Below are 22,751 nucleotides of genomic sequence, written 5' to 3'. Positions count from 1 at the left end.
TTTCCGCCTCGCTGGCCGTCATAGTCGGGTCTGAAATCGCCTTACTCCGCATTATGACGACCTTCATCGTCCGCCAGGTTTACCGAGGGGTATTCATCCATCTCTGCCAGCGATGCGTATGCGGGAGTCTCCTTAACCCGCTTTATCCATTGCTCCACGGCTGGAAAGTCTCCCAGGTCAATTTCTGCCCCTGCCGCTACATGTATGTATCCGAAGGCCGCAATGTCAGCGGCGCAATAGCCGCAGTCGGTAACAAAATCGCGTCCCGTCAGATGGCGGTTGAACAATGCAAGTCCCGCCCGCGCACGCGCCTGCCAGGCGGCGATCTCCTTGGCCTTCTCCTCCCTCTTTTCCGGGATGATCGAAATAAAGAAACGCGCTGGGGATATAAAAGGTTCGAGGTGGGTCTGCTCGAAGAACATCCACTGCAGCGCTTGGGCGCGATCATAATGCGACGCTGGTTCGAGGTGCGTGCCTTCCGTGAGATACCAGACGAGCGCGTTGGATTCGCCCAAACGCCTGCCGTCCGAAATCGCCATGTAGGGAACCGTGCCGACCGGGTTTATGTCCAGATACTTCGAAGACTTGGTCTCTCCTGAAAGAACATCGACGAAAACGAGACGAAATGGAATACCAAGCTGCTTCATGGCCAGGAAAGGCTTGAAGCTATTGCCTGACTGGTGTGCGGCGTAGAGCGTATTCATCTCAATTCACACTCACGATACTTGAGAGGTCACAAGTCTGCCTGTCGCCTCGTGCCATGCTCGCCGAGCCGAACCTCGGGAACAGCGGTCGCGAAACGAAAAAAGAACCACCGGGCGCCCGATGGCACCCCGCGGCTCTGATTATCGCAAACGCGGAGCACTTGCAGCGCCGCATTCGGCTCATGACGTCCTGGCGCGGCGGGTCGCCTGACGGTCGACCGCAAATACCGCAGGGACCGGACCGGCGCATCCCGCGACATGCCCTTTCGCCGAAGGATACCCTCACGCGGACGTGGTGGCATCCTGCTGGAACTCGTGCCGGCCCAGATAGTCGACGGAGACTTCCCTGAGGGCCTCCTCGATGACCGGACCAAACTCGGCCTTGTTCTGAAGGCTGTCGAGAGACGACTGCTGCCCCCAGCGCGACGCAAACGCCGAGATGAAAGCCTCGATCGGCACCCCATGCTGCAAACCCACGGCAACAGCCACCGCCACTTCATTGGCAAGCCGATGCGAATTGCCCTCCGCCTTGACGGTATCGACCGAGATGAAGGCAGCCCGCTCGTCGTCGCCGCGTGTGCGCAGGGAAACACGATGGCCGCCGATCGTCACGGTATGCTTCACACCCGCCTCGATTTCGTGAGCGGCATTGGCTTCCTTGACCACCCGGTTGGCCACCGTCTCCGCGACGACGCGGATCTGTTCGGCGGGAGCCTGAACGGCAAAGGCCTCGACCGCATCCTCCTCCTCGACCTCGTCTTCCAGAATCTGGGCATTCAGAGGCTGCGAGAGCTTGGAACCGTCACGGTACAGTGCATTCGCCTTCAGCGCGAGGCGCCAGGACAGCAGATAGGACTGCTTGCAGTCGTCGACCGTCGCTTCGTTCGGCATGTTGATGGTCTTGGAGATCGCTCCCGAGAGGAAGGGCTGCGCGGCGGCCATCATGCGGATATGGCTCTCCACCGACAGGTAGCGCGTGCCGAGTCGGCCGCACACATTGGCGCAGTCGAATACCGACAGGTGCTCCTCCTTCACGTAGGGCGCACCCTCAAGCGTCATCGTACCGCAGACATAGTTGTTGGCCTGCTCGATCACGTCTTCGCTGAACCCGAGGAACCTCAGGAGATTGAAGGTCGGGTCATCGAGATTGCTCGCCGGGATGTTCATGGTGCCGGTGAGGAACTCCTCGCCGATCGTCCACTTGTTGAAGGCGAACCTGATGTCGAAGGCCGTCTTCAGCGCCCTGTCGATCGCCGCGACCGTCTCGTCCGTGAAGCCCTTCGCCTTGAGCGAGGCCGGGTTGATGCCGGGAGCACCTTCCAGCGAACCGCGCCCGAGGGCATAGGCTTCGACCTCCGAAATCTCGGCGTGGCTGTATCCCAGCGTCCGAAGAGCCTCGGGAACGGCCCGGTTGATGATCTTCAGATAGCCGCCGCCGGCAAGCTTCTTGTACTTCACGAGCGCGAAATCGGGCTCGATGCCGGTGGTATCGCAATCCATCACCAGGCCGATGGTGCCGGTGGGTGCGATGCAGCTCGCCTGCGCGTTGCGGTAGCCGTGGATTTCGCCCAGTTGCAGGGCCTGATCCCAGGCGTGGCGCGCACGCGCCGAAAGGCGCTGGCCGTTGGCACCCAGAGCCCGCAGCGTCTGGTGGTCAAGCGGCACGGGATTGGTCGACAAGCTCTCGTAGCCCTCCATTTCGCCATGCGCCGCACGGCGATGGTTGCGAATGACGCGCAGCATGTTGTCGCGATTGGCAGCGAAGTCTTCGAACGGCCCCATCTGCTTGGCGATCTCCGCCGAGGTCGCGTAGGACACGCCCGTCATGATCGCCGTCAGGGCACCGCAGATCGCCCGGCCTTCCTCTGAATCATAGGGAATGCCGGAGGTCATCAGCAGGCCGCCGATATTGGCAAAGCCCAACCCGAGCGGACGATAGCGGTAGGTCTGGATGGCGATCTCGCGCGAGGGATACTGCGCCATGGCCACGGAGATCTCGAGCACGAGCGTGGCGACACGGCAGACATGCTCATAGGCGTTCACGTCGAACTGGCCATTGGCGGAACGGAACTGCAGCAGGTTCAGCGAAGCGAGCGTGGCACCCGTGTTGTCGAGGAAGAGGAACTCGGAGCACGAATTGGACGCGCGAATGGGACCGCCCGCCGGGCTGGTGTGCCACTCGTTGATCGCGGTCGAATAGTGAATGCCTGGATCGGCCGAAGCCCATGCCGCATATCCGATCTGCTCCCAGAGATCCCGGGCCCTGACTGACTTGACCGTACGGCCATCCCGGCGCGCGGTGAGATCCCAAGCGGCGTCGTCCTCGACGGCCTTCAGGAAGGCGTCCGGAACGCAAACGGTGTTGTTCGAATTCTGCCCGGCGACGGTATCGTAGGCGGCGGAGTCCCAGTCCGTGTTGTAGACGGGGAATTCCATCGAGAGATAGCCCTGGCGAGCGAACTCGATGGCGCGGAGAATGTAGTTCTCCGGGATCTGGGCCTTCCGGGCCGCCCGCATCTCAGCGCGCAAGGCTGTGTTGGAACGCGGATCGAAGGCGCTCTCCCCCTCGAAATCGGTGCACGCCTTCATGATCGCATTGAGGTGCGAAGCGCAGAGCCTGGAGCCCGTGACCAGCGCGGCCACCTTCTGCTCCTCCTTCACCTTCCAGTCGATGAAGTCCTCGATATCGGGATGATCGACATCGACCACCACCATCTTCGAGGCCTTGCGGGTCGACCCGCCCGCCGTGACGAGGCCGGCAGCCCTGTCGCTGGCGCGCAGAACCGCAATCAGGCCGGAAGCCTTGCCGCCGCCCGACAGAGGTTCGCTTGCCCCACGGATGTTCGAGAAATTCGCGCCGGTGCCGGATCCGTACTTGGCGATACGCGTCTCGTCCACGATATGCGGGAGCACGCCGCCGTCATTCACCAGATCGTCGCCGACCGACTGGATGAAGCAGGAATGCGTCTGAGGGCGCTCATAGGCATTGGCCGAGCGGCGAACCTCATTGGCCTGAGGATCGAAATAATAGTGTCCCTGGCTCGGCCCCTCGATACCGTAGGCCCAGTGGAGGCCCGTATTGAACCATTGCGGAGAGTTCGGCGCCACTTTCTGAGTAGCCAGCATGAACCGCAATTCATTGAAGAACGCCGCTGCGTCGGATTCGGTAGAGAAATACCGATTCTTCCAGCCCCAGTAGGTCGTCGCACCCGCGATCCGGTCGAAAACCTGCCGCAGGTCGTACTCTCCGCCATAGCGCTGCTCATTCGGCAGCTCCGCGAGCGCGTCAAGATCAGGGACCGAGCGCCAGAGCCAAAAGGGCACGTCACTTTCGGGAACACGGCGCAGGCGAGCTGCAACACCTGCCTTCCGAAAGTACTTCTTGGCAGCAATATCAATAGCTATTTCGCTCCACTCTTCCGGAGCTATAACTCTGGCAAGGTCGAATGCCAACGATCCGTCTGAATTCCGGATTTCACTCGCCGTTTCTTTGAAAGTCAGAAGCGAATAGGGATCTTCAACACCGCAAGTATACAACGCAGGAATCTTCATAGCTACCTCGCCCAAATAAGCATGCTGCAGGCGATCTTATCACTGTATTCTCTTGTGAAGATTGCCGCCTTGAACCACTGTAACATTAAATTGCGGCGGCCCAATGCCGAACAATGCAATTGCCCTTTTTTAAGCCGTCGCTGCCTCGTATATGACCAAGGAGCGCTTGCCACAACTTAACGTTCGGACTTCACCTTTCCGACGGGTAAGGAAAATCCTGTCTCATATTTCCAGAGATACTATTGGCTTGAACGAAGACGCCAGCTGTTTCAGGCAGCCTAAAAAGCTACTCGCTGGCCGAAACGGATGGAGCCTATCCGCAATCACCGACAGATCGTCTACTGGAGAATAAGGGGAAAGAGTATACCCCTTTCCCCTATTCCGAAGAACTATGACGCCCATTTCAGCGAATGAAATCTACATCTGGGAGCTAGGTTAAGCTCCGCCCAATAGTTTAGCACCCACCTTGCGAGCGTCTTTGCTAGCCGTAATATCCTACATAATAAGGCTGTTTTGTCCAGTAGCCTAGCCAAAAGATGTACACTTAAATGACCGAAATCAGGAGATTCCAGCAAATCTCAGGCTAGACAGCCAACTCGAAGCACAAAGGCGCCAGAGAACTTTGCGGGATTGCAGGAAGCGGCGAGCGATCCGCTACCCAGAATGGCACATTCCCCACTATCTCGGAATGGCAAATCATTGCCGCGGCAGCACCCTCGGCCACGCGAAACCGCTACCTCAATGGGTCGCAACAGGAGAAATTCTGGGAAGCGGTAGACTTCGCGACGACGGCGCGCGCTGGACACTGCCATTATGGTCCGGCTTCGATAGCGCCCCCTGGCGCCATGGATCGACAGTCGGCAAGAATGCGTACCGTGCCTCGGCCGTGCGGCAACGAGTCACGCCAAAGCCGCGAACCCGGGCGGCCAGAGCTCCGGGGAAGCGCCATTGGGAATCAGGATTTATTGGCAAACGTCAGCGCACCACTGCGCGCACCTTGAGACTTTGCAACAATCCGCAGTCGGCCTGCCCTATTCCCGATCGCCATTCGGGCGGGATTTGCTGACACGTTTGATTGCGGCCGCGATCTGTGCGGCGACATCGGTGCTACCGGCACTCAAAAGAAGTTCGTTATCGGCCAGATTGATGAAGGCGTGGCAAACCTCTTGCGTGCCCCAACCAGCGGACTGCGCGAGCTCCATCATTATCTTGAAGAGAGGCTCAAGCTGGCTCTCGCAGTCGCGCGCTCGATCCAGGGTATCGTGTCCCAATTCGGGACCACTGACGTAGTAATCGGCCATGGCGTTGTTCCACTAACTGATATCGGTATACTGTCATTTTGTCTCAGCAACTTACGCTGACACGCCAAGCCCTCGTGCGTTCCACGACGTGCAACTCATCACTATCCCCCCTGGACGAGACTCGAATGGCTTGCGTATTGACTGCCAGGCCGGAGAGCCCCGGAATATATACTTTTCCAATATAATCCAAAGTTAGCCTCTCTAACAGAGCAAATTCATAACTTCCACTGCACGATCTTGAGAGCTCTCACTCCACGCTCGAAATGAACAATAGCTCGCGCACTTCCTTCAAAACCCTTCTAGGCTACGACCAATTACCCGCCCGCTCAAAGCGCCAGCGACAATAAAAACTCGTCGCGCAAGCCAGAACTACGCAAGACAACTCCAGATAGACTACGGCCACTGCAAAAGATTAAGCTTGTCGTTCGGTCGGACCGCTACGCATAACCCCGTCATGGCTGGTGGAGGCCGCCGGTACGATCGAACACCCCAAACCACAGTCGCACCCCGCCTCGGTGGACGGCATGCTTTCCTGTGAGCATTCTATAAAACGAAAAATTTGAAAGTTAAATATTACACATCAATGGGGCCCGCCACAGCCGCTCACAATCGCACCACCCCCCTCCTTCCACCGGCCACGATGTCTCACCGACTTCCCCAGCCGACAATTTCTTCCTGTTCAACTTTCAGATATTGCCCTCGGCATCTCGATATAAAGTATAGCACTCCAGACCCGCATCGATATTCTGCGCACGGCATACCTAGCTTCGATACTGCCCCAAGACCGCCCCGAACCAGCATATACCTGACATAAATTCCCAATTGCATAAATTATACCGATATAATTAGAATAAATACCTCACATTTGGTATAATTATTCACTTTTACCAAATATAATACGAATATTATTTTATCATATATTCTTACGTGGAGAGAATCGAAACTCATATATCGCGCGTATAATGAATGTGCGGCGCTCAAATTATGTTTAAAGCGCTTAATGTCGAAACCAAACCCTTGATCGATCTACAAGGCATATCGAGCCAACAGCACAGAAGAGTCGTCATACGCTCCCTTCGAAACACCGCTCAGAGCCGCCTGCCAGCATAAATATTGTGTAACAGCTAATATTTTTGACAAAACAAATATTGTCTAAAAATAATGAACGTTTAAATGCCACCATGGCGCTCATCCAAAGGTATAATAAACTTTATATCGGGCCTAAAGCGAATCTCATACTCTTCCAGCTGTGCCTTCGTGGGCTGCCCAAACAATAACGAAACAGGCAGTGGACGATGCAGAATGAAATCGGCTGCACGCTCTGCCGTAGCCTCCAATTCAAATGGTGACAGGCGAATAATTCTCTCGGGGACAGAATACTTCTCTTCGAAGTTGTCTATCCAGTTCGGCACCAACCATAGGCAGTCATCCAACATAATGGTGTCGATCCTATGGATATCGCCTCCTATGGAGACCATTGTCGACTGAATTCTATTCACGATAGCATGCCTCTGGGTGAAGATCACTTCAACCCGAGCCGTGACACCGACGTGACATGCCATCCAATATGAGGGCATTTCGCTGCGTAAGCCCAGCAATGCCCTAACCCCCTCCATATATGTTATCCTTTAGTGCTATTCTTCGTTTTGCCCCGATGTAATTTCAGCACTCTTCCGCACCCTCACCCTACTCCCTCCCGTATTTTATTGGTAATGATAGTAATTCAGATCATTTAGTCGTACCTAAGATCATACAGACAGAATTACCTCAGACTTCATATTTGCACATATGAAACAAATTAGATATCATGCGGATTTTATTCTTAAAAAATACCGAATTAAATAAGTTAATCCGTATTGTATGTCGAAACATCTAGAAAACAATAAATTCAATCTGGCAAACGAACGGAGGGAAACGGCATGGAGCCTGCAGGCACTCACAAATTCCTGGCCAGCGAGCGATTTCATTGCACGGCCTTCGTACGACACTTTGACAAGCTGCGGCGAATCCTTTTCTCGACTGGATTCGCATTGGAAAACAGCCTTCGTACGGTGATGCTAGAGCGTTTTGTATTTGACGGAATCGGCAAATCGCAAAGACGCGTCGAGAAACAGAGAGTTAGGAAAAGCGGCGTTTCTACCTAAACGCGCTTTGCTCTAGGCATCGGCACCGGTGAGCCAACGCTCGATCCCCTGAGGGGCAAGCGACCGACTGAACAGATAGCCCTGCCCGACATGGCAATCCAGTTCCAGCAACAACTCGCTCTGTCGCACGGTCTCAACCCCTTCCGCGATGACGGTGATGCCGAGCCGGCGCCCCATCTGCGTGGTCGCCGCTATGATCGCGCGAGCGCGCTCGTCCGTCTCTATACGACTGGTGAAGCACTGGTCGATCTTCAATTCCGACACCGGCAAGTTCAGGAGACGGCGCAAGCTGGAGTAGCCGATGCCGAAATCATCCATCGACAGACCGACGCCCTTGGCGCGGATCGCCGTCATGGTCGTGAGGATCGCCGGGTCATCATCCAGCGCCGCCCCTTCCGTCACTTCCAGGACGAGGCTCTGGTTCGGCACGCCGAACCTGCGCAGCAGGCCGAGGATGCGATCGAGCAGATCCGGGTCACGGAATTGGAGCGGGGATACGTTCACGGCGATGGCGGGTACAAGCCATCCGCTGCTGCGCCATTCGCTCCATTGACGGCAGGCCTCGCCCAGGGCCCACAATCCGATTTCCTCGATAAGGCCTTCCTGCTCCGCCGCAGCGATGAAGCGATCGGCCGGAACGTCGCCGACGGTGGGGTGCGCCCATCGCGTCAGCGCCTCCAGCGCATGGAGGGATCTATCAGCGAGGTTGACCTGAGGCTGATACCCCAACTGCAACTGGCCTCCTGCCATCGCTTCACGCAGGCCGATGCCGAGTGTCTTGAGATCGCTGTTGAGCAACTGTGAATTCCTGTCCCGATACTCATACCTATGCGAAGGTATCAGACTGCCTTCATGTGCCTGGTTTTTTAGCGACAGGAGTATAAAGACGTATTCTAAAATACCACCAAGGCGGCTCACCCGCAGGTGAGTCAAGCTCTTATGTTTTTCATCAACTCAAAGCCCTGCGGCGGCCGGCCGACCCGGCGACCACATTCAGAAAAGATGTTTGGTGAGATTGACCAGTTCGGTACGATTCCGAGCTTGGATTTTCTTCATCATGTTGCGAACATGAATCTTGACCGTCGCTTCGCTCATATTGAGCTTGTGGGCAATGAGTTTGTTGGGATCACCCTGCCGCAGATATTCGAGCACCGTGATCTGGCGCCGCGTAAGAACTTCCCTGCCACTCTCCGGCTCCCCGACTTCCGGCGAGGAGATCGCGGTTGACCGAAACGACAGCAAACCGCTTGCCGGTACGAAAGTGCCGCCCACATTCACGAGCTTTATGGCCCCGATCGCAACCTCCAGGTCGAGACTCATTGGAACATAGCCCTTTGCACCATGTTTCAAGGCGGCAATCATGGCAGACGGGCTCTCGACGTCCGAGATCACGATGGTACGCGCCTGGGGCGCGACCTCGGCCACCAAATCGAGATTCTGCGAGACCGTCGAATCGGCGGCATCGGCCCCGGTGGCGCAGAGAAGGACGATAACGGTGGAACCGCGATCCTGAGCCTGGCTCCAATCCTCCACACTGTCGAAGGCCTCGATCGAGAACTCCTCGAACAGTGAACCCAGGCATCGACTGAGAGCCGTCAGAAACAGAACATTCCGTGTAATGACACTGAGGACGCCTTTCGCCGGCGCAGCAGCCTGCGTCTCGGTCGGCAACAGCACATCCTCCTTGGCGTACTGATCGGACTCGTGTGAGACGTGGGATGTGTCCGCGTGAAACGGCGCGGTCAGAACAGGGTGCATGATCTCTACCGGCAAATGCCTCGTACTGGTATCGAGCCTACAAATGCCGGTCTGCTTCGTCGTTAGCGCCACGTCCGGAGTTCTGACGCAGAGTCCATAATTGGACAGGAAGAGAACGGCTCGGCTATCCGTGGGACTGCGCCCACCGTCGAGACGGCCGCAAGGCGCCAGTTTATCGGCAATAATGGTACGAAAATACCATAGAGAAGTTTACCTTCGGCATCGTCTTGCTTCCAACGCGATTCACAACCATTCTGTTGCAATCCACGACCTACCTATTAAGCATTAGATTCGGTAGTTTAGTTCCACCCGAGATCCATCGTCGAGTTTAACAGAAGTGCGACACTTTGAATTGCCGCTTCCCTGCCGCAGATGGGCCTTGAATTGGATTTTGTATCCGAACCCTGCAATGCGCATCGGAGTGAGGAACTCCATGAGTCGAGGCGAGGGATACCTTCGAATTGGACTGAGAATGGGAATGAAATTTTAGATGTACCGAAGTAACTTATTGCAGGTTCGCAGGTTTCCAGAACATAGCCGCGCCCCTACGATTTACGATTATATTCAGTATAATGATTAGTAGCTCTCCGGCCTTTGGAGCCACGTTGACACCGGGCAGGGGATTTGGAGGTCCTTATGAGTGACGATACCCCTCGCGACGGCGAGGGCAGTGCAGGGAAGAGAGCGAATACCCCGACGCAGGAGCGCCGTCGCTGGCCCAGGCAGCAGAAATCCAATGACGATTCCAAGCCGCGCTCTCCCTCCGCTCTGAAGCCTCTGGCTTTTTCGACACTCGACCTGACTCCGGGCGAACAATTCGATGCCTGGAGAAGCTATGTCGCACCCTTGATGGATGTGCAACTGCCCGACGGCGTAGCGGAGGAGCAGGGATTTGCCATCAGCCATGTCGCGTGGAATTTCCGCAACATGCTGCTCGTTCAGCAGCGCGGAGACGCCTATCGCTATCAGCGCTCCGAGGCGAAGCTGCGCTCGAGCCTGCTCGATCACTGGTCCATCACGCTGCGCCGCACCGGACGCTCATGGACGGAAGTCGGCGGACGCGTAGCGGAAAGCCTGCCCGGGACCATCGAGATCCGGTCTCTGGGGAGGCCTTTCCGCGGCCGCTTGCTGGAATCCGAATTCCTGACCATCTACATGCCCCGCACCCTCTTCGGGGACAGCGTCTGGCTTCTCGACGCCAACAACAATGCCGTACTGTCAAGCAACCTGGCGGATGTGCTGGCAAAGTATATCAATGCGATCGAGGCGAGGCTTGCCGAGTTCACCGAGGAAGAACTGCCGGGCGTGATCAGCGCCACGCGTGACATGATCATTGCGTGCCTGTCGGCATCCGAGACCAGCCCGAAGGGAGAAAACCGCATCGGCGCAGTCTCCCTCATCGAACGCGCACGGAAATATATTCGAGAAAATCTGAGCTCGACGCAGATCACGCCGGACGTCCTGTGCCGGGAACTGGGGCTCTCCCGGACCCATCTCTATCAATTGTTCGAGCCAAGCGGCGGGGTTGTCCGCTACATTCAAAGACAGCGCCTGTTGGCGGCGCACGCCGCCCTGAGCGATCCTCAGGACCGGCGGCAGGTCTCCACCATCGCCCATACCTTCGGATTCAATTCCTCGGCCGACTTCAGCCGCGCGTTCAGCCGGGAATTCGGTTACAGCCCGACGGAAGCCCGCAATCTCATAGCGCCGACGCATGGGGCCCTTCATCACGACAAGGCCAAGATCGTCGAGACCTCCTCGTTCGAAAGCTGGCTGCGGGCATTGGGAAGCTGAGAACCGAAAGCTTTCGCCCGGCAAGGCAAACGCCCCGACTCGCCCGAAGACTCCTTCTCCCATTTCCTTGAATTTTGTATGGATATAAATCCATACATTTAGTTGAATCCGGGCGTCCACACGAGCCGGACAAACGACTGCGCGCGTGCGGCCCGCTTTCTTTGCTGCAGAACACACTCGCGCTAGCAGCGCCTGCAACAAGCGGCCTTTTCCAACAATCGCCAAATACGCTTCCCTCGACGAAGATGACGTGCTATTCATAATGTATGCATACAAACCATACATTATGACAAATCGCCACCGAACCATTCAGGGTTCGGCGGCACACTTTCCGCAGCACCCCGCAACCAGATGTTTCGAGGAGGCCTGCAGGAGGAGGCATCATGGTCGGCCTGACGGCACTCGAGTTGGCTCGCATCCAGTTCGGCTTCACGGTCTCGTTTCACATCATCTTCCCGGCGATTACGATCGGTCTCGCCAGCTACCTCGCCGTGCTCGAGGCTCTCTGGCTCTGGAGGGGGGACGCAGTCTACCGCGATCTCTATCATTTCTGGTCGAAGATCTTCGCCGTGAACTTCGCCATGGGCGTGGTTTCCGGCCTGGTCATGGCCTATCAGTTCGGCACGAACTGGAGCTATTTCTCCGCGTTCGCAGGCAGCATCACCGGCCCCCTGCTCGCCTATGAAGTGCTGACTGCGTTCTTCCTCGAAGCCGGCTTTCTCGGCGTGATGCTGTTCGGCTGGAACAAGGTCGGGCCAGGACTTCATTTCTTCGCAACCGTGATGGTGGCGATCGGAACTCTCATCTCCGCCACGTGGATCCTCGCCTCGAACAGCTGGATGCAGACACCGCAGGGTTTCGAGATCGTCGGCGGCCGCGTCGTACCCGTCGACTGGCTCAAGGTCATCTTCAACCCTTCCTTCCCCTACCGGCTTGCGCACATGACCATCGCGGCCTATCTCGCCACGGCCCTGTTTGTCGGAGCCTCGGCCGCTTGGCATCTGTTGCGGGGGCGTGCGACGCCGGCCATACGGACCATGTTCTCCATGGCGCTGTGGATGGTGCTGATCGTGGCGCCGATCCAGATCGCGGTCGGCGATGCCCACGGCCTGAACACACTCGAGCACCAGCCGGCCAAGATCGCGGCTATGGAGGGGCATTGGCACAACGAGCCGGGGGTAAGCGTGCCCCTGATCCTGTTCGGCTGGCCCGACATGGCGGCACAGACCACCCGCTACGCGATCGAAATCCCGCGGCTCGGCAGCCTCATCCTCACACATAGCCTCGACGGCCAGTTTCCCGGCCTTTCGGAGTTCAGGCCGGAGGATCGCCCCAACTCGACAGTGGTGTTCTGGTCCTTCCGGGTGATGGTCGGCCTCGGTTTCCTGATGCTGGCTCTCGGCCTGTGGGGTGCCTGGCTACGCTGGCGCGGACGCCTTTACGGCTCAGCCCCGTTCCTTGGATTTGCCACGCTGATGGGACCGACCGGCCTGATCGCGATCCTGGCCGGCTGGTTCACGACGGAAATCGGACGCCAGCCCTGGGTGGTCTACGGCCTGATGCGGACCGATCATGCCGTCTCCAATCATTCGGCCCTCGCCCTCTCTGCAACGCTGATCCTGTTCATCGTGATGTATTGCGCCGTCTTCGGGACGGGGATCAGCTACATGCTGAAACTCATCGCCAAGGGGCCGCAGGGAGGATCGGCGTCCGGAACCGCCGACGGGCACGGACAGGCTGCCCGCCCGGCGCGCCCCCTGTCTGCCGCGCCCGACGACATCGACCCCGCGATCGGCTGAGGAGGAATGACCATGGGTATCGATCTTCCGCTGCTCTGGGCCATCATCATCGGCTTCGGCCTGATGATGTACGTCATCATGGACGGATTCGATCTTGGGATCGGCCTGCTCTTTCCTTTCGTCCCCGATCGCGAGGACCGCGATACGATGGTGAATACGGTCGCGCCGGTCTGGGACGGCAACGAGACCTGGCTGGTGCTCGGCGGCGCGGCCCTCCTCGCCGCTTTCCCCCTCGCCTATTCGATCGTCCTTAGCGCGCTCTACCTGCCACTCGTCGCGATGCTCGCGGGGCTGATATGGCGGGGCGTGGCATTCGAGTTCCGCTTCAAGGCCGACGAAGCCCACAAGCCATTCTGGGACAATGCCTTCGCCTGGGGCTCCTACATCGCCACCGCCTCGCAGGGCGTGGCGCTGGGCGCCTTCGTGAACGGCTTCAACGTCGCGGACGGCGCCTATGCGGGCGGCCTGCTCGATTGGCTCACGCCTTTCAGCCTCTTCACAGGCGTCGGCCTGCTCGCCGCCTATGCGCTGCTGGGTGCAACTTGGCTGGTCATGAAGACCGAAGGCCTGCTGCAGGCACGGATGCGCGAACTCGCGCGGCCGGTGATGCTCGCCCTGCTAGCGGCCATCGCCATCGTCAGCATCTGGACGCCCTATGCCCATCCGGAGGTCGCCCTCCGCTGGTTCTCGCTGCCCAACCTCCTGTTCTTCGCCCCGGTTCCCGTGCTCGTGCTGCTGGCAAGCTGGGCTCTCCTGCGCACGGTCGGCAGCGGAAGCGATGCCGCACCATTCGTCCTGGCCTTGCTGCTGCTGTTCCTCGGCTACAGCGGCCTTGCCATCAGCCTGTGGCCCAACATCGTGCCACCCGCGCTTTCGATCTGGGATGCGGCGGCTCCGCCCCAGAGCATGGGGTTCGCGCTGGTCGGCGCGCTCTTCATCATCCCCTTCATCCTCGCCTACACCGCATGGTCCTACTACGTCTTCCGCGGCAAGGTCCGAACCGGGGAGGGCTATCACTGATGGCCCTGGCAACCCGCTCCCGGCCGGCGATCTGGGCGCGCCGCCTCGGCTGGCTGGCGCTGCTCTGGACGGCGAGCGTCGCCGTCCTCGCCCTTGTCGCCATCCTCTTTCGCCTGCTGATGAATGCGGCCGGAATGACGGTCTGAAACGCCGCTCGCCGGTTGCCTGGGCCTGCCCATGAGTTCCGGAAGCAGCCGCCCGTTTCCGGCTGCCGGGCCTCCCGTATGCGCCTGGAAATCGGCATCGACCCGGCCTCGCCGCCCCCTTCCGGACAATAGGCCTCTCAGCGGCAGCCCTCCTTGACAGATGGCAAGAGGTTTGAAATAAACTTCAGCATAAGAAAAAAATATCAGGTCTGAGGGAATGCTGACCGAGGCGCCAAAATATTCCGAGGAGGAGTTCGACCTGAGCGTCCGTGCCGCCTGGCTGCATTATGGCGCCGGGCTGACACAGGGCGAGGTCGCCAAGCGGCTGGGCGTGCCGAGCCTGAAGGCTCATCGTCTCATCGCCCGCGCCCATCGCGACGGCCTCATTCATTTCACCATCGACGGCGACATTTCGGACTGCCTGCGGCTGGAGGAAAAGCTGCGCCAGCGTTTCGGCGTGAAGTTCTGCGAGGTCTGTCCGGATCTCGACGACGAACCTCTGCCCTTGCTGACGCTCAGCATCGCCGGCAGTCGCTTCCTGCGACGGTCGCTCGAGACGGGCGAGGACCAGATCATCGGGTTCGGCCACGGCCGCACGCTCTCGACGTCGGTGGCCCGCCTGCCCAACATGAGCATCGGCAAGCGAAAGCTGGTGTCCCTGCTCGGCGGCCTCACCCGCCGCAACTCGGCCACGCCCTATGACGTGATCCACCGTCTCGCCGCGCGCACGGGTGCCGAGACCTACGTCCTCCCCTTGCCCTTCTATGCCAATTCCGTCGAGGACCGCGCGGTCTTCCTCGCCCAGCGGGGAGTGCGGGAGGTGGTGGAACTCGGCATCCAGGCCTCGTTGCGCATCGTCGGCATCGGCACGATGGAATATGATGCGTCCTCGGTAGCGACCGGCATGATCGAGCGCGAGGAATTCGACGCCGCTCGTGCGGCCGGCGGCATGGGCGAGGTGCTTGGTCACATCTTCGGCATCGATGGCCGTGTCATCGAAAACGGCCTTTCGGCCCGCACCTTGTCCATGCCGGTAGCGGAGATCGGCCGGCACAAGACCATAGCGCTCGCAGGGGGACGCTCGAAGATAGACGCCATTCGCGCCGTGCTGGCCAGCGGCCTGCTTTACGGCATCATCATGGACGAGAGGACAGCCAGAACGCTGACCGCTTGAAAAGCCAGGCAAAAGAACCTGGACCCACTAAGAACAACGAAAAATGGTCTGATAGAGGAGATGAAACGATGTCCCAGAAGGGCGAAGACTTCTTTGATCAATACAAGGCCGGCAAGATCAGCCGGCGCGAGCTGATGTCCGGCGCCGCCAAGCTCGGCATCTCCGCCGCGCTCGCGAACTTCATGCTCAACGCCGCGGCCACTCGTGCCATGGCCGCCTCCGACTTCGACTGGAAGAAGTTCAACGGCAGCAAGCTGCATCTGCTCTTGAACAAGCATCCCTACGCGGACGCGATGATCGCCGATCTTGCCAACTTCAAGACGCTGACCGGCATCGACGTCACCTACGACATCTTCCCGGAGGACGTCTATTTCGACAAGGTGACGGCCGCCCTGTCGACCAAGTCCACGCAATACGACGCCTTCATGAGCGGCGCCTACATGACCTGGACCTACGGTCCGGCCGGCTGGGTGGAGGATCTCAACCCCTATATCAGCGACGCGACCAAGACGAACCCCACCTACAACTGGAACGACGTGCTGCCGGGCCTGCGCGCTTCGACGGCCTGGAACGGCGTGCCCGGCGCGGCGCTGGGTTCCAGCGATGCCAAGCAGTGGTGCATTCCCTGGGGCTATGAGCTGAACTCCATCAGCTACAACCGCAAGATGTACGAGAAGGCCGGCGTCGAACCGCCGAAGAACATGCCGGACCTCGTCGAAAAGGCGGCGAAGCTCACCAAGGACCTCGGCGGCCCCTATGGTATCGGCGTGCGCGGCTCGCGTTCCTGGGCAACCATCCATCCCGGCTTCCTGTCCGGCTACGCCAACTACGGCCAGAAGGACCTTACGGTCAGCGCCGACGGCAAGCTGAAGGCTGCGATGGATACGCCCGAGTCCAAGGCCTACCACAAGCTCTTCGTCGAGATGGTGCAGAATTCCGGACCGAAGAACTGGTCGACCTACACCTGGTATCAGGTCGGCACGGATCTGGGCGCCGGCGCCTCCGCCACCATCTTCGATGCCGACATTCTCGGCTACTTCATGAATGGCGGCGACAACAAGGAGAAGGGCAATCTCGGCTTCCACGCCTTTGCCGCCAATCCCGACGCCAAGGCACCCACGCCCAACGTGTGGATCTGGGCGCTGGCCATGAACGCCTTCGGCACCCAGAAGGATGCCGCCTGGTACTTCATGCAGTGGGCCTCCTCGACCGAGCATGACATGTTCGGCGCCATCAAGATGGACTTCGTCAACCCGGTCCGCCAGTCAGTCGCCACCAACGCAGACTTCAAGGCCAAGCTCGAGAAGTCCTACAGCGGCTATTTCGACCAGCTGACGGCCTCCTCGCCCGGCGCGCAGATCTACTTCACGCCGCAGCCCCTCTTCTTCGACGTCACCACCCTCTGGGCCGAGACGCTGCAGAAGATGGTCGCCAAGGAAGTACCTGTCGACGAGGGCCTGGACCAGCTCGCGGCCGCGATCAACAAGCAGCTCTCCGACGCCGGCCTCGGCTGAGGCAGCCACGACACACCAGGTTCCGGGACGGCTCGTCCCGGAACCTGCAGCCGGCGGTTCGGCGGCGCGGATCTCCTCCCTCCGCGCCGCCGATCCCGGCCAACTCCCGCACCGGGAAACCGAATGCTCCATGCCCCGGCGTGGAGAGGGGCGACCTTGCCCCGTTCAATGCCACATCGCACCAAGGGTGTCCCGATATGACCGACGATGCCGTCGCCGTACCGGCCTCGCGCCGCCGCAGGATCAAGTTCCTGCCTTATATCCTCAGTCTTCCGGCGCTGATCGTCTGCATCGGCATCCTCATTCCGTTCGTGACGGCAGTGTATTACTCGCTGCTGCGCTATCGCCTGAACATGCCGGCCATGAAAGGCTTCATCTGGTTCCAGAACTATATCGGGTTTCTCTCCGATCCCGAGTTCTGGAATACGGTGAGAGTATCGCTGCTCTATACGGGGCTTACCGTCGGCGTGGAGGTCTTGCTAGGCCTGGCCATAGCCGTGCTGCTGCAGCGCCAGACCCGCTTCAACAACACGGTATCGGTGCTCCTGCTGCTGCCCCTCATGACGGCGCCCGCGCTCGCCGCACTGATGTGGAAGCTGATGACCAATCCCGGCTTCGGCATCCTGTCCTATTTCCTGCAGTGCATCGGCATCAGCAACTTCAAATGGGCTTCGGACCCCAGCTCCGCCCTATTCACGGTCGTGCTGGTCGATGTCTGGGTCTACACGCCCTTCATCATGATCCTGCTGCTGGCCGGCCTGCGCTCGCTGCCGCGGCAGCCTTTCGAGGCGGCCGCGCTCGACGGCGTGCCCCGCCACTTCGTCTTCTTCCGCATCACCCTGCCGATGCTGGCGCCCTATCTGATGACAGCCATGCTGTTCCGCCTGCTCGATTCCATCCAGCAGTTCGACATCATCTATTCGATGACACAGGGCGGTCCCGGCAACACGCTGCTCGTCTTCCAGGTGCGCTCCTATCTCGACTTCTACCAGTATACCAACGTCGCCAAGTCGGCGGCGCTGCTCATCATCCTGTGGGCGATCACCTACACCCTCTCCAACATCTTCGTGAAACAGCACCTCAAGCTGCGCGAACGCGCGCGCGGTCTGGCCTGAGGAGGATATCATGGAACATACATCCCTCCTCGAACGCATCCTGCGCGGGACACTCATCTCGCTGATCCTGATCTTCTTCCTGTTCCCGATCTTCTGGATCTTCCTGATGTCGTTCCAGACGAACGAGGACATCCTGCGCATCCCGCCCAGCCTGTTCTTCACGCCAACCCTGAGCAACTACACGGCGCTGATCACCGGCAAGCTGGTATCGGCCGCCGGCACGCTCGACATCGCCTTCATGAACAATCTGTGGAACAGCGTGCTGCTTTCGGGCGTCTCGGTGCTGATCTCTCTGCTGCTCGGCGTGCCCGCGGCCTACGCCTTCGCACGCTTCAAATTCCCGCTCAGCGAGGATATCGCCTTCACGCTGCTGTCCTTCCGCTTCGCGCCGCCGCTCCTCGTGCTGCTGCCGCTGTCGCTCTACTACCAGCAGATCGGCCTCACCGACACCTATGTGGGACTGATCTGGGTCTACCAGCTCATCTCGCTGCCGCTCATCCTTTGGATCGTGCGCGGCTATTTCGAGGACATCTCGCCCGACATCGAATCGGCTTATCGCATCGGCGGCCATTCCTGGCTGAAGACCTTCACGCGCATCGCCGTACCGCTTGCCGGCCCCGGCATCGCGGCGGCGGGCCTGCTCGCCTTCATCTTCTGCTGGAACAATTTCGTCTTCGCGCTGGTGCTCGCCTCGGCCTCCAAGCAGCCGGTGACGGTGGGATCGCTCGCCTTCGTCACGGCATCCGGCATCCAGTACGGCCAGATCGCCGCAGCCATCGTGCTGTCGATCACGCCCACTCTGGCCATCGCCCTATGGGCACAACGCTATCTGGTCGAAGGGCTCTCCCTCGGCGCGGTGAAGGGCTGATCCCATGGCGCAAGTCGAAATCCGCAAGGTCAGCAAGAGCTTCAAGACCGGAGACGTGCTCAAGGGCGTGTCGCTGACGGCCGGCGAGGGCGAGATCGTGGTGATCTTCGGCCCTTCCGGCACCGGCAAGACCGTGTTGCTACGCCTCGTCGCCGGCGTCGAGGAAGTGGACTCGGGCAGCATCAGCCTCATGGGGCGCGATGTCACGGATGCGGCGCCGGAGACGCGGGGTGTCGGCATGGCGTTCCAGAACTTCGCGCTTTTTCCGCACATGTCGGCCTATGACAACATCGCTAGCGCCCTCACCGCGCGTGAATCCGCGGCCGACAAGATCCGCAGCAAGGTCGAAGGCGTCGGCAAGCTCCTCAAGATCAGCCACGTGCTGCAGCACGCCCCGCGCGAGTTGTCCAACGGCCAGAAGCAACGTACGGCGCTGGCGCGTGCGTTGGTCTCCGATCCGCGCATCCTCCTGCTCGACGATCCCCTGCGAAACGTCGATGCCAAACTGCGCTACGAGATGCGCCTGGAACTACCCTCGCTCCTGAAGAATGCCGGGTCCACGGTGCTCTACGTCACGCAGGACTACAAGGAGGCCATGGCTCTGGGCGATCGCATCGCCGTGCTGCTGGATGGCGATTTCGTGCAGGTCGCGACACCGGCAGAGGTCTATCTCCAGCCTGCCACCCTGGGCGTCGCCCGCCTGTTCGGCGATCCCACGCTGAACGTCATCGACGCGGAGCCATCGCTTCGCGAGGGGCAGCCCGTCTTCAACCTCGGCGGTGTCTCGCTCTCGCTGCCGGCGCGCTATGCCCATGTCGCCGGCAAGGCCTGCAAGCTCGGCATCCGGCCGGAAGCACTGGCCGTCGACGAAACCCCGTCGGCCGAGAGCTTCCCGGTCGAACTCGTGGCGATCACCCCGCTCAACGAAAAGAGCGTGCTCCTGCTGCGCACCGCCGACGGCCACGAACTCCTCGCCGCCGAGCCTGGCAACGAGGAAGTCTCGCGCCGCCACGGCCCGGCCTTCGCACGTTTCGACCGCGACGCCGTACTGGTGTTCGACGCCGCGAGTGGGCGCCGCATCTCCCCTACTTCGAACTGAGTTCCGACATGGCTGACATCGCGCTCGTCATCGACAAAGTCGACAAGATCTATCAGCGCCGCGGCAAGCCGCCGGTCCACGCCGTCAAGTCCCTCGACATGGCGATCGAGAAGGGTGAGATCGTCGCCCTTCTCGGATCCTCGGGCTGCGGCAAAACCTCGACCCTGCGCATGATCGCGGGCTTCGAGGAAGTATCCAAGGGAAGCATCTCGCTGGCCGGCCGCCGGGTCGAGCATCTGCCTCCGGCCAAACGCAACGTGGCGATGGCCTTCGAGGGATATTCGCTCTATCCGCCGCTGACGGTGCGCGACAACATCGCCTTCGCGCTCAAGAGCTCCAACATGCAGCAGGCTGAGATCGCCAAGCGCGTCGCCGAGGTCGCGGCGCTGGTGGAGATCGAGCCGATCCTCGACCGCTACCCCTCCTCGATTTCAGGCGGGCAGCAGCAGCGCGCCTCTCTTGCTCGCGCCCTGGTGCGTCGGGCCGATCTCTACCTCCTCGACGAGCCGATGGGCCAGCTCGAACCGCAATTGCGCGCCGTATTGCGCGGGCGCCTGAAGAGCCTTCTGGTCGAGCGCGGCATGACCTCGATCTTCGTCACGCACGATCAGACCGAAGCAAACGCGCTCGCGGATCGCATCGCGGTGATGGAGGGCGGCGTCCTGCAGCAGTTCGCCAACCAGAAGGACCTCAAGGAGCGGCCTGCAAACCTTTTCGTGGCTACCTTCATCGGCGAACCCCCGATGAACGTCTTCGACGCCTCGATCTCCAACGGAGAACGGCTTGTCTTCACCGTCGCCAACGGGCCGGTGTTCGATTTCGCGGCCTCCGAAGTGCCGCAGGCGGTGCGCTCGGCCATCGGCAATCGCGGCCGGTGCGTCGTCGGCATCCGTCCTCATTCGGTCAGGCTTGGCACGGGGCCCAACCAGGCGCGCGTCGTCTCGAACCAATGGCTGGGCGACCAGAGCCATCTGGCCATGGATGTCGCCGGGAAACTGCTGGTGGCGGTCTCTCACAACCCGATTGCTGCCAAGGCGGGCGATACGCTGAACTACCAGGTGAACCTGCCGAGTCTCCACGTGTTCGACGTGGAAACGGGCGTTGCCCTCAGCCACGGCACCGAGGCGGCGTAACCATGGGTCGGAAGTCGGTCGATACTGCCTGCCGTTACCGGCAGGTCTCGAGGATCAGCCATGGAGCGTGACCTGCTCATCGGCATCGATGCCGGGACCTCCGTAATCAAATCCGTCGTGTTCACGCTGGCCGGCAAGCAGCTTGCCATGGCTTCGCGGCCCAATTCCTATGCCACACCGGGCCCTGGCCAGGTGGAGCAGGACATGCATCGAACCTGGAGCGATTGCGCCACCACCCTGCGCGAGCTCCACGATGCCATTCCTGACCTCGCCGCGCGCGTCGCGGCGGTGGCGGTGACTGGCCAGGGCGACGGGACCTGGCTGGTCGACCGGGAGGGCGAGCCGGTTGGGGGAGCCCTTCTCTGGCTCGATTCACGCGCCGCCGGCCTGATAGCGCCCTACATGCGCTCGGACGCCTACCGAAGGCACTTCGAATTGACGGGGTGCGGGCTTAGCGCCTGCATGAGTTCGAGTCAGCTCGCCTGGCTGCTGGAAAATCAGCCCGAGCGAATCGCGCGCGCCAGCACGGCATTCCATTGCAAGGACTGGCTCTACTTCAAGCTGACGGGCGAGCGCGCCACCTGCCCGGCCGAAGCGAGCTTCACCTTCGGCAACTTCCGTACGCGCGCCTATGAGCCCGTCATTCTCGAACAGATGGGCATCGCCGACTGCTCAAGGCTGCTGCCGCCGATCGTGGAGGGCACGGAGATCTCGCATGGCCTGAGTGCCACCGCCGCATCCGCGACCGGCCTTCCTGAGGGCCTGCCGGTTATCCTGGCCTATCTCGACGTCGCCTGCACGGGCCTTGGGGGTGGCGCCTTCGACCGCTCCGGCCAGGTGGGTCTGACCATCATCGGCACCACCGGCATGCATATGCGCTACACCGCCACGCTGGACGCGGTGAAGCTCAACGCATCGCTTTCGGGCTATACGATGTGCTTCCCCATCTTCGGCGCCTCTCTCGCGCTGCAGTCGAACATGGCGGCGACCGTCAATATCGACTGGATCCTCGATGCGGGGCGCGAGGCGGCGGCGGCCGCCGGTGCGGAAACCAGCCGTGCCGCCATGCTGTCCGCCATGGACAAGCGTGTCCTCGACGCACCGCCGGCGTCCGCGCTCTACCATCCCTACATCCTGGAAGCGGGCGAGCGTGGCCCGTTCCTCGATCCCTATGCGCGCGCCCAGTTCAGCGGCCTCACCAACCGGACGAGCTATGCCGGCATGGTCCGGGCGGTCTATGAGGGGCTCGCCTTCGCCTCGCGCGATTGCTACCTCGCGACAGGCATGATCCCCCAGGAAGTTCGTCTCGGCGGCGGCGCCGCGCGTTCACGGGCGCTGCGGGTCATCCTCGCCTCGATGCTCGGAGCGGAGGTTCGCACCGTCAACCGCGAGGAAAGCGGTGCCGCCGGGGCGGCGATGATGGCGGCCGTGCAACTCGGCATCTACCCGGACATTCCCACCTCCGTGGATGCCTGGGTCACCCCCGCCCTCAGCGAGACCACACCGCCGGACCCCGCCCTCAACCAACTCTACAGCGAGCTCTATCCCTCATACCTCGCCATCCGCAAGGCCATGGCACCCTCCTGGGAGAGCCTCGCCCGCACAAGGGAGCTTACCGCGTGACATCATC

The 22,751-nt window shown here is 60.4% G+C and carries 15 protein-coding genes and 1 pseudogene; 11 read left to right on the top strand and 5 right to left on the bottom strand.

Annotation, left to right across the window (positions count from 1 at the left end):
- Positions 1 to 41: 41 nt before the first annotated feature.
- From AC6H34_RS16160 to AC6H34_RS16140, 5 genes and pseudogenes are all read right to left on the bottom strand, one after another.
- A complete protein-coding gene (locus AC6H34_RS16160) occupies positions 42 to 704 on the bottom strand; it encodes a glutathione S-transferase family protein (protein ID WP_497539411.1) in 663 nt (220 codons plus the stop codon).
- Between the two features lie 312 nt (positions 705 to 1,016).
- Positions 1,017 to 4,256: pseudogene (locus tag AC6H34_RS16155) on the bottom strand (adenosylcobalamin-dependent ribonucleoside-diphosphate reductase); the annotation flags it as partial.
- Positions 4,257 to 5,287: 1,031 nt separating this feature from the next.
- A complete protein-coding gene (locus AC6H34_RS16150; protein WP_448148888.1) occupies positions 5,288 to 5,557 on the bottom strand; it encodes a hypothetical protein in 270 nt (89 codons plus the stop codon).
- 2,156 nt (positions 5,558 to 7,713) lie between these two features.
- Positions 7,714 to 8,499 (bottom strand): putative bifunctional diguanylate cyclase/phosphodiesterase, encoded by a 786-nt coding sequence (locus AC6H34_RS16145; RefSeq protein WP_448148889.1) that lies wholly within the window; start codon positions 8,497 to 8,499, stop codon positions 7,714 to 7,716.
- Between the two features lie 195 nt (positions 8,500 to 8,694).
- A complete protein-coding gene (locus tag AC6H34_RS16140; protein ID WP_497539410.1) occupies positions 8,695 to 9,459 on the bottom strand; it encodes a response regulator transcription factor in 765 nt (254 codons plus the stop codon).
- A gap of 636 nt (positions 9,460 to 10,095) precedes the next feature.
- Here AC6H34_RS16140 and AC6H34_RS16135 point away from each other — a divergent pair.
- From AC6H34_RS16135 to AC6H34_RS16085, 11 genes are all read left to right on the top strand, one after another.
- Positions 10,096 to 11,253: a helix-turn-helix domain-containing protein gene (locus AC6H34_RS16135; RefSeq protein WP_497539409.1), complete on the top strand. Its 1,158-nt coding sequence runs from the start codon at positions 10,096 to 10,098 to the stop codon at positions 11,251 to 11,253.
- Between the two features lie 383 nt (positions 11,254 to 11,636).
- Entirely contained in the window at positions 11,637 to 13,052 is a 1,416-nt protein-coding gene (locus tag AC6H34_RS16130; protein WP_497539408.1) for a cytochrome ubiquinol oxidase subunit I, read from the top strand.
- A 12-nt stretch (positions 13,053 to 13,064) separates the two neighbouring features.
- The gene (gene cydB, locus AC6H34_RS16125; protein WP_497539407.1) at positions 13,065 to 14,072 is read left to right on the top strand and encodes a cytochrome d ubiquinol oxidase subunit II; all 1,008 of its coding nucleotides are present in this window, start codon (positions 13,065 to 13,067) and stop codon (positions 14,070 to 14,072) included.
- Positions 14,072 to 14,218: a DUF2474 domain-containing protein gene (locus tag AC6H34_RS16120; protein ID WP_448148894.1), complete on the top strand. Its 147-nt coding sequence runs from the start codon at positions 14,072 to 14,074 to the stop codon at positions 14,216 to 14,218. The genes cydB and AC6H34_RS16120 overlap by 1 nt, the downstream gene beginning before the upstream one ends.
- 217 nt (positions 14,219 to 14,435) lie before the next feature.
- Positions 14,436 to 15,392: a sugar-binding transcriptional regulator gene (locus tag AC6H34_RS16115; RefSeq protein ID WP_448148895.1), complete on the top strand. Its 957-nt coding sequence runs from the start codon at positions 14,436 to 14,438 to the stop codon at positions 15,390 to 15,392.
- Positions 15,393 to 15,460: 68 nt separating this feature from the next.
- On the top strand, positions 15,461 to 16,906 hold the full coding sequence (locus tag AC6H34_RS16110; RefSeq protein ID WP_448148896.1) for an ABC transporter substrate-binding protein: 1,446 nt from the start codon (positions 15,461 to 15,463) through the stop codon (positions 16,904 to 16,906).
- Between the two features lie 197 nt (positions 16,907 to 17,103).
- Positions 17,104 to 18,021: a carbohydrate ABC transporter permease gene (locus AC6H34_RS16105; protein WP_448148897.1), complete on the top strand. Its 918-nt coding sequence runs from the start codon at positions 17,104 to 17,106 to the stop codon at positions 18,019 to 18,021.
- Positions 18,022 to 18,031: 10 nt separating this feature from the next.
- Entirely contained in the window at positions 18,032 to 18,889 is an 858-nt protein-coding gene (locus AC6H34_RS16100; RefSeq protein WP_448148898.1) for a carbohydrate ABC transporter permease, read from the top strand.
- Positions 18,890 to 18,893: 4 nt separating this feature from the next.
- Positions 18,894 to 19,988: an ABC transporter ATP-binding protein gene (locus AC6H34_RS16095; RefSeq protein ID WP_448148899.1), complete on the top strand. Its 1,095-nt coding sequence runs from the start codon at positions 18,894 to 18,896 to the stop codon at positions 19,986 to 19,988.
- Positions 19,989 to 19,996: 8 nt separating this feature from the next.
- Positions 19,997 to 21,121 carry an ABC transporter ATP-binding protein gene (locus AC6H34_RS16090; RefSeq protein ID WP_448148900.1) on the top strand — a complete coding sequence of 375 codons (1,125 nt, stop codon included), beginning with the start codon at positions 19,997 to 19,999 and terminating at the stop codon, positions 21,119 to 21,121.
- A 60-nt stretch (positions 21,122 to 21,181) separates the two neighbouring features.
- Positions 21,182 to 22,744 carry an FGGY family carbohydrate kinase gene (locus tag AC6H34_RS16085; protein ID WP_448148901.1) on the top strand — a complete coding sequence of 521 codons (1,563 nt, stop codon included), beginning with the start codon at positions 21,182 to 21,184 and terminating at the stop codon, positions 22,742 to 22,744.
- Positions 22,745 to 22,751: the final 7 nt, after the last annotated feature.

It is taken from the genome of Labrys sp. ALF-8 (assembly GCF_059699065.1).
This window is presented reverse-complemented; position numbering and strand designations above follow the sequence as displayed.